9 protein-coding genes are annotated in these 7,616 nt (G+C 73.4%); 6 read left to right on the forward strand and 3 right to left on the reverse strand.

Annotation, left to right across the window (positions count from 1 at the left end):
- The 3 genes from ACOV8S_RS28610 to ACOV8S_RS28620 form a co-directional block, all read left to right on the forward strand.
- Positions 1-188: hypothetical protein (locus tag ACOV8S_RS28610; protein WP_448321398.1), on the forward strand; the 188-nt coding region annotated here is incomplete at its 5' end.
- A gap of 61 nt (positions 189-249) precedes the next feature.
- The gene (locus ACOV8S_RS28615) at positions 250-1,128 is read left to right on the forward strand and encodes an NUDIX hydrolase (RefSeq protein ID WP_448321399.1); all 879 of its coding nucleotides are present in this window, start codon (positions 250-252) and stop codon (positions 1,126-1,128) included.
- A complete protein-coding gene (locus tag ACOV8S_RS28620; RefSeq protein WP_448321400.1) occupies positions 1,125-1,955 on the forward strand; it encodes an MBL fold metallo-hydrolase in 831 nt (276 codons plus the stop codon). Before ACOV8S_RS28615 ends, ACOV8S_RS28620 begins: the two co-directional genes overlap by 4 nt.
- Positions 1,956-1,993: 38 nt before the next feature.
- Here the strand turns inward: ACOV8S_RS28620 and ACOV8S_RS28625 are convergent, their stop codons facing one another.
- The gene (locus ACOV8S_RS28625; RefSeq protein WP_108956964.1) at positions 1,994-2,668 is read right to left on the reverse strand and encodes a Crp/Fnr family transcriptional regulator; all 675 of its coding nucleotides are present in this window, start codon (positions 2,666-2,668) and stop codon (positions 1,994-1,996) included.
- Positions 2,669-2,996: 328 nt separating this feature from the next.
- On the opposite strand from ACOV8S_RS28625, the gene nth reads away from it, so the two are divergent.
- The 3 genes from nth to ACOV8S_RS28640 all read left to right on the forward strand — a co-directional run bounded on the left by nth (position 2,997) and on the right by ACOV8S_RS28640 (position 6,025).
- Positions 2,997-3,932, forward strand: a complete 936-nt coding sequence (gene nth, locus ACOV8S_RS28630) for an endonuclease III (RefSeq protein WP_448321401.1) — start codon at positions 2,997-2,999, stop codon at positions 3,930-3,932.
- 92 nt (positions 3,933-4,024) lie between these two features.
- Positions 4,025-4,741, forward strand: a complete 717-nt coding sequence (locus ACOV8S_RS28635; protein ID WP_448321473.1) for an NUDIX hydrolase — start codon at positions 4,025-4,027, stop codon at positions 4,739-4,741.
- An 84-nt stretch (positions 4,742-4,825) separates the two neighbouring features.
- The gene (locus ACOV8S_RS28640; protein WP_448321402.1) at positions 4,826-6,025 is read left to right on the forward strand and encodes a MarP family serine protease; all 1,200 of its coding nucleotides are present in this window, start codon (positions 4,826-4,828) and stop codon (positions 6,023-6,025) included.
- A gap of 169 nt (positions 6,026-6,194) precedes the next feature.
- Here ACOV8S_RS28640 and ACOV8S_RS28645 read toward each other — a convergent pair whose 3' ends face one another.
- The gene (locus ACOV8S_RS28645) at positions 6,195-6,374 is read right to left on the reverse strand and encodes a hypothetical protein (protein WP_382552568.1); all 180 of its coding nucleotides are present in this window, start codon (positions 6,372-6,374) and stop codon (positions 6,195-6,197) included.
- A 244-nt stretch (positions 6,375-6,618) separates the two neighbouring features.
- Positions 6,619-7,572 carry an alpha/beta fold hydrolase gene (locus ACOV8S_RS28650; protein WP_448321403.1) on the reverse strand — a complete coding sequence of 318 codons (954 nt, stop codon included), beginning with the start codon at positions 7,570-7,572 and terminating at the stop codon, positions 6,619-6,621.
- Positions 7,573-7,616: the final 44 nt, after the last annotated feature.

The raw sequence follows: 7,616 nt of genomic DNA on the forward strand, positions 1-7,616 counted from the left end.
CCGCGGGCCCCGCGTCCGCCCGGCCCGCGTCCACCGGCGGGACCAGCGGCAGCCCGGCCTTCCGGCCCCCCTCTGCCTCCCCGGTCCGCGCCTGCCGGACCCGCGTGGGCAGGGCGCTCTCCGTCCGCACGGAGGCGCTCTCCGTCGGCGTGAAGGCGCACTCCGTCCGCGCGTTCCCGTCGTCCTGACCTGGCCCCCGGGCGAAGGTCCCCCCTCGAAGATTCGTCCCGCGGCGGATAGCCTCCCCGCATGGCGAATGATCAGTGGTATCCCCCGGAGTGGCCCGAGCGCATACGCGCCCTCGCGGCCGGCACCCTCACCCCCGTGACCCCCCGCCGCGCCGCGACGGTGATGCTGCTGTGCGACACCGACCAGGGCCCCGCGGTGCACATGCTCCGCCGCCGCGCCTCGATGGCCTTCGCCGGCGGCGCCTACGCCTACCCCGGCGGTGGCGTGGACCCCCGTGACGACGACCGCCAGGTCCGCTGGGCGGGCCCCTCCCTCGCCGCGTGGGCCGACCGTCTCGGCGTCGACGAGCCGGCCGCCCAGGCCATCGTCTGCGCCGCCGTGCGGGAGACCTTCGAGGAGGCCGGCGTCCTGCTGGCGGGTCCCACGGAGGACACTGTGGTCGGCGACACCACCGGTGAGGACTGGGAGACGGACCGCGCCGCCCTGGCGGGCCACGAGCTCTCCTTCGCCGAGTTCCTCGACCGTCGCGGCCTCGTGCTGCGCTCGGACCTCCTGGGGGCCTGGGCCCGCTGGATCACCCCGGAGTTCGAGACCCGCCGCTACGACACCTTCTTCTTCGTCGCCGTGCTCCCCGAGGGCCAGCGTGCCCGCAACGTCTCCACCGAGGCCGACCGCACCGTGTGGACCCGTCCCGCGGACGCCGCCGCCGGGTACGACAAGGGCGAGCTGCTGATGATGCCGCCCACCATCTCCACCCTCCGCACCCTGGAGGCCCACCCCACGGCCGCCGACGCGCTGGCCGCCGCCTCCGGGCGGGACATGACCCCGGTGCTGGCCGAGGCCCGGCTGGTGGACGGCGTGGTCGAGCTGGTCTGGCCCGGGCACGAGGAGTTCACCAAGCGGGTGACCGCCGGCGCCGCGGAGGGACCGGCCGCATGACGGACGCCGCCGCCCTGCCCGGACAGCCCCGCGGCGTCGTCGCCTCCGGGCGCGCCACCGCCCGCGCCGTCAACGTGCTCGCGCCCAACCCGTCCCCGATGACCCTCGACGGCACCAACACCTGGGTGCTCGCCGAGCCGGACTCCCGGCTCGCCGTGGTCGTCGACCCGGGACCGCTGGACGAGAGCCACCTGGCCGACGTGATCGACACCGTGGAGCGCTCCGGACGCCGGGTCGCGCTGACCCTGCTCACGCACGGCCACGCGGACCACGCCGAGGGAGCGAAACGTTTCTCCGAGCTGACCGGCACCAAGGTCCGCGCCCTGGACCCCTCGCTGCGCCTCGGTGACGAGGGCCTGGCGGCGGGCGACGTGGTGGAGCTGGAAGGACTTGAGCTGCGCGTGGTGCCCACCCCCGGCCACACCTCGGACTCGCTCTCGTTCCACCTGCCCGCCGACCGCGCGGTGCTCACCGGCGACACCGTCCTGGGCCGCGGCACCACGATGGTGGCCCACCCCGACGGGCGGCTCGGCGACTACCTGGACTCGCTCCGGCGCCTGCGCTCCCTCACCGTCGACGACGGCGTGCACACCGTGCTCCCGGGTCACGGCCCGGTCCTGGACGACGCCCAGGGCGCGGTCGAGTACTACCTGGCGCACCGGGCCCACCGGCTGGCCCAGGTGGAGACGGCCGTGGAGAGCGGCTGCCGGAGTCCCGAGGACGTCGTGGCGCACGTCTACGCGGACGTGGACCGCAGCCTGTGGCCGGCGGCCGAGCTGTCGGTCCGCGCCCAGCTGGAATACCTGAGGGAGCACGGGCTGGTCTGACCGGCCCGTGCTCCCTCAGGTCTGCTTCGCCCGGTGGCTCAGCGGCTGCGCTTGGCCAGCCGCTCGACGTCCAGCAGGATCACCGCACGGGCCTCCAGGCGCAGCCAGCCGCGCCCGGCGAAGTCGGCCAGCGCCTTGTTCACCGTCTCGCGGGAGGCGCCCACCAGCTGGGCCAGCTCCTCCTGCGTGAGGTCGTGGACGACGTGGATGCCTTCCTCGGACTGCACGCCGAAGCGGCGCGACAGGTCGAGCAGGGCGCGCGCGACGCGGCCCGGCACGTCCGAGAACACCAGGTCGGACATCTGGTCGTTGGTCTTGCGCAGGCGCCGGGCGACGGCGCGCAGCAGGGCGGCGGCCACCTCCGGGCGGGCGTTCAGCCAGGGCTGGAGGTCGCTGTGGCCGAGGCCCAGCAGCTTCACCTCGGTCAGCGCGGTGGCGGTCGCCGTGCGCGGGCCCGGGTCGAAGAGCGACAGTTCACCGATCAGCTCACCGGGGCCGAGCACCGCCAGCATGTTCTCGCGGCCGTCCGGAGACGTCCGGTGGAGCTTCACCTTGCCCTCGGTGACCACGTACAGGCGGTCACCCGGGTCGCCCTCGTGGAACAGCGCGTCGCCGCGTGCGAGGGTCACCTCACTCATCGACGCGCGGAGCTCCGCGGCCTGCTCGTCATCGAGCGCCGCGAAGAGCGGGGCGCGCCGCAGAACGTCGTCCACGAGATCTCTCCTATTCGACCTGCTCAGGGAATCCTGTCCCCCCGGTTACCGTCCGTACCACCGGTCGTCCAGGGGTCCTGGTTCCCCATTTTGCCGGACGGTCCAAACAGTGTGATCTGTCACAAGGATGCCGCACTGGTGTGCCAGACATCGCGCCAGGGGCCCAATTGAGCCGTGATCCCCGGGGTACGCGGCGGATGTCCATGCGGAGCCTTAGGCTGGCCGGGTGTCCGAAACGCCGACGACTACACGGCCCAGGCGGTCCGACCGGGTGATCGGACAGGGTGATTCCGCCGTCGGCGAACAGACCACGAATGGAGCGACGAACGTGGCGGACGACGAGACCCGCGAGCCGGCCGGCGCCGCCGCGCAGGCGGAGGCGGGGGCCGCGAAGGCGACCGCGAAGCCGGCCGCGAAGGCCGACACCGGAGCCGCGAACGCGGGTGCGAAGGGTGCGGGCAGGAAGCCCGCGGCGCGACGGGCCGCCAAGCCGGAGTCACGCGTCGCCCTGGTGCGCCGGGCCCGGCGGATCTACCGCGAGCTGGCGGAGGTGTACCCCTACGCCCACCCCGAGCTGGACTTCGAGAACCCCTACCAGCTGCTCGTGGCCACCGTGCTCTCCGCCCAGACCACCGACCTCAGGGTCAACCAGACCACCCCCGCGCTGTTCGCCAAGTACCCCACCCCCGAGGACCTCGCGGCGGCGAACCCGGAGGAGGTGGAGGAGATCCTCCGCCCCACGGGCTTCTTCCGCGCCAAGACCCGCTCGGTGATGGGCCTGTCCAAGGCCCTGGTGGAGCAGTTCGGCGGCGAGGTGCCCGGGAAGCTCGAGGACCTGGTCAAGCTGCCCGGCGTGGGCCGCAAGACCGCCTTCGTGGTGCTGGGCAACGCCTTCGGCCGCCCCGGCATCACCGTCGACACCCACTTCATGCGGCTGGTGCGCCGCTGGAGGTGGACCGAGGCCTCCGAGCCGGAGAAGATCGAGGCCGAGATGAGCACGCTCTTCCCCAAGCGGGACTGGACGATGCTGTCCCACTACGTGATCTTCCACGGCCGCCGCATCTGCCACGCCCGCAAGCCCGCCTGCGGCGCCTGCCCGATCGCCGAGCTCTGCCCCGCGTACGGCGAGGGCGAGACGGACCCGGAGAAGGCGAAGAAGCTGCTGAAGTACGAGAAGGGCGGCTTCCCCGGCCAGCGGCTGAAGCCCCCGCAGTCGTACCTGGACCACGGCGGCATCCCCGCCCCGCCGCTGGGCAAGGAATGAGGGAACCGCCGGGCACCGTCCGGCGTGGGGAACGATGGGCGGATCACGAGACGTTGAACGGCGGGGCGTGCGACACGGAACCGGGGGTGGCGATGACACGTGCGGGCGACGCGGACCGCGGTGCGACGACCGTGTCCGGCGGCGGCATCGGCCTGTCCACCCGAGGGCTGCCCACCTGGCTCGACCCGGTGGTCGACGCCGTGGAGCGGGTCGAGCCGCGCCAGCTGAGCCGCTTCCTGCCGCCCGAGGACGGGCGGGGGCGGCAGTCCGCCGTGCTCGTCCTGTTCGGCGAGGGCAAGGACGGCCCCGAGATCCTGCTGACCGAGCGGGCCGGCTCGCTGCGCTCGCACGCCGGTCAGCCCTCGTTCCCCGGCGGCTCCCTCGACCCCGAGGACGGCGACCCGCACACCGACGGCCCGCTGCGCGCCGCCCTGCGCGAGGCCGAGGAGGAGACCGGTCTCGACCCGGCCGGCGTGCAGCTCTTCGGCGCGCTCCCCAAGCTCTACATCCCGGTCAGCGGCTTCGTCGTCACGCCCGTGCTGGGCTGGTGGCGGGAGCCCAGCCCGGTGCGGGTGGTCGACCCGGCGGAGACGGCCCGCGTCTTCACCGCCCCGATCGACGAACTCGCCGACGCCGCCAACCGGGCGATGGCGGTGCACCCGAGCGGATACCGTGGTCCCGCCTTCCTGGTGCGGTCCGCCCTCGTCTGGGGGTTCACCGCCGGGATCATCGACCGTCTGCTGCATTTCGCGGGCTGGGAACTGCCCTGGGACCGCGACCGCGAGGTGTCCCTCGACCGCAGGTCGTGACCGGGACCCCGACGGGAAGGGACGAGGTGGGCCCCGGCGGACGAGGTGCGGTGGCCGGGAGAGGACGAGGCGAGGCGTGAAGCGTTGAACGTGCTGGACATTCTTTTGCTGATCGCCGCCGGCTGGTTCGCGGTCGTCGGATACCGCCAGGGCTTCGTGGTCGGCATCCTGTCGGTGATCGGCTTCCTGGGCGGCGGCCTGATCGCCGTCTACCTGCTCCCTGTGGTATGGGACGCGCTCACCGACAACTCGCAGGTCAGCACGGTCGCAGCAGTGGTCGCGGTGATCGTCGTGATCGTCTGCGCCTCGGTCGGGCAGGCGCTGACCACGCACTGGGGCGGCAAACTGCGCCGCCGCATCACCTGGTCGCCGGCCCGCGCGCTCGACGCGACCGGCGGCGCGCTGGTCAACGTGGTGGCCATGCTGCTGGTGGCCTGGCTGATCGGCTCCGCGCTGGCCGGGACGACGCTGCCGACCGTCGGCAAGCAGGTCCGCACCTCCCAGGTGCTCCAGGGCGTCTCGCAGACCCTGCCGGGCCAGGCCGACACCTGGTTCGCGGACTTCTCCTCCGTGCTCGCCCAGAACGGCTTCCCGCAGGTCTTCAGCCCCTTCGCCAACGAGCCGATCCGCGAGGTCGCCCCGCCGGACGCGGCGCTCGTCGAGAGCGAGGTGGCGGTGCGGGCCAAGCGCTCCATCGTCAAGGTCATGGGCACCGCGCCCGGCTGCAGCAAGGTGCTGGAGGGAACCGGCTTCGTCTTCGCCGGACAGCGGGTGATGACCAACGCGCACGTCGTCGGCGGGGTCGACGAGCCGACCGTGCAGATCGGCGGCGAGGGCCGCCGCTACGACGCCACAGTGGTGCTCTACGACTGGCGGCGCGACATCGCCGTCCTCGACGTCCCGGCCCTGACGGCCAAACCGCTGCGGTTCGCCTCCCGGCCGGCGCAAAGCGGTGACGACGCCATCGTCGCCGGCTTCCCGGAGAACGGCGGCTACGACGTCCGCGCGGCCCGCGTCCGCGGGCAGATCCCGGCCAACGGGCCGGACATCTACCGCCGCTCCACCGTGCAGCGCCAGGTCTACTCGCTCTACGCGACGGTGCGGCAGGGCAACTCCGGCGGCCCGCTGCTGACGCCGCGCGGCGAGGTCGTCGGAGTGGTGTTCGCCAAGTCGCTCGACGACCCGGACACCGGCTACGCCCTCACCGTCGACGAGATCAAGGACGACATCGAGCAGGGCCGTCGCGCCGACCAGCAGGTGGACAGCGACCAGTGCGCCCTGTGACGAGGTCCGCGCCGCCCAGGTGAGGTCGTCCGGAGCGCGGGGTCACCCGCGCAGGGAGGCCCCGTTGCCGGAAGGCTCCTCGCCGGGAGACCGCGCGCCGGGCGATGCCGGCGGGCGGTCTCGAGGAAGACGGAGAGACCGGTGTGAGGAAAGACGGTGCGCAGGCGGATCAGGCGCGCTGCTGGCGCAGGCGCACGGACACCCACCGGGCACGCCGGCGCAGTATGCCGCCGATGCCCACACCGAGATCGGTCGCCGGTGGCCGCGAGGCCCCACGGCGGCGGCCGCCCGGCCCGTCGGCCGAGCGGCGGTCACGTGCTGCGTCACTGAAGTCGTACGTCCAGCCCATACCCCGACGTGTGCCCCTGGCCCAAGGTCGATAACCGCGCCGGACGTCCCCAATTGGCCTATGCGGCAGGCATGGGATGTTCGTAGGACAGGAAGCCGGGTCCGGATATCGGTCGGTCACCTGCTCGGACGCCTCCAGCGCAGGGGGCGCGCGTGCGCCGCGGGCGCGCCGGTGTGCGCCCGTGCGCCTGTCCCGTCCGGCCGTCCCCCCAGCGGTCCGGCTCGGGTTCCGTCCAGCCGCCTGCTCAGCGATCCGGCTCGGGGTCCTGGAGCCAGTTCACGAGCTCGGTGGAGAACGCCACCGGGTCCTCCTCGTGGGGGAAGTGGCCGAGGCCGTCGAAGAGACGCCACCGGTAGGGCGCCTCGACGTACTCCCCGGAGCCGGCGGCGGTGCGGGTGCGCATCACCGGGTCCAGCGAGCCGTGCAGGTGCAGCGTCGGCACCCGCACCGGACGCTTCATGCGCCGGTTGAACTGGAGGCCGTCCGGGCGCAGCAGGGACCGCACCATCCACCGGTACGGCTCGACCGAGCAGTGGGCCGTGGACGGGATGCACATCGCCCGCCGGTAGACCTCGAGAGCCTGCTCGTCGGGCCCGCCGCCCGGCCCCGACCACTCGCGGATCAGACGGCCGACCAGTTCCCCGCCGCCGGCGGTCAGCTGCCGCTCGGGGACCCAGGGCCTCTGGAACCCCCAGATGTGGGAGCCGGCCGAGGACTGCCGGGGGTCGGAGAGCATCGACGAGCGCCAGCGGCGGGGATGGGCCATCGAGGAGACCACCAGTCGGCGCACCAGCTTGGGCCGCATCGCCGCCGCCGTCCACGCCAGGTAGCCGCCCAGGTCGTGACCGACCAGGGCGGCGTCGGGCTCGCCCAGTGACCGGACCACGCCGGTGATGTCGAGCGCCAGGTTGGCAGGGTCATAGCCGCGGGGGGTGCGGTCACTGCCCCCGACGCCCCGCAGGTCCATCGCCACGGCGCGGAAGCCCGCGTCGGCGAGGGCGCTCATCTGGTGGCGCCAGGTCCACCAGAACTGCGGGAAGCCGTGCAGCAGCAGGACCAGCGGGCCCTCGCCCAGCTCGGCGATGTGGAAGCGGGCGCCGTTGGCGGCGACGTCGCGGTGGATCACCTTCCTGCCGTCGGGCAGGTCGATCCGCACCGCCGAGGCGGGCTGCGCCGAGGGAGTGGCCGGTTCGGTCATGACGACGAGCGTGCCACAGAGTCGAGCTGCTTGGCGTACAGGTT

The sequence above is a fragment of the Streptomyces sp. CO7 genome, from assembly GCF_053474865.1.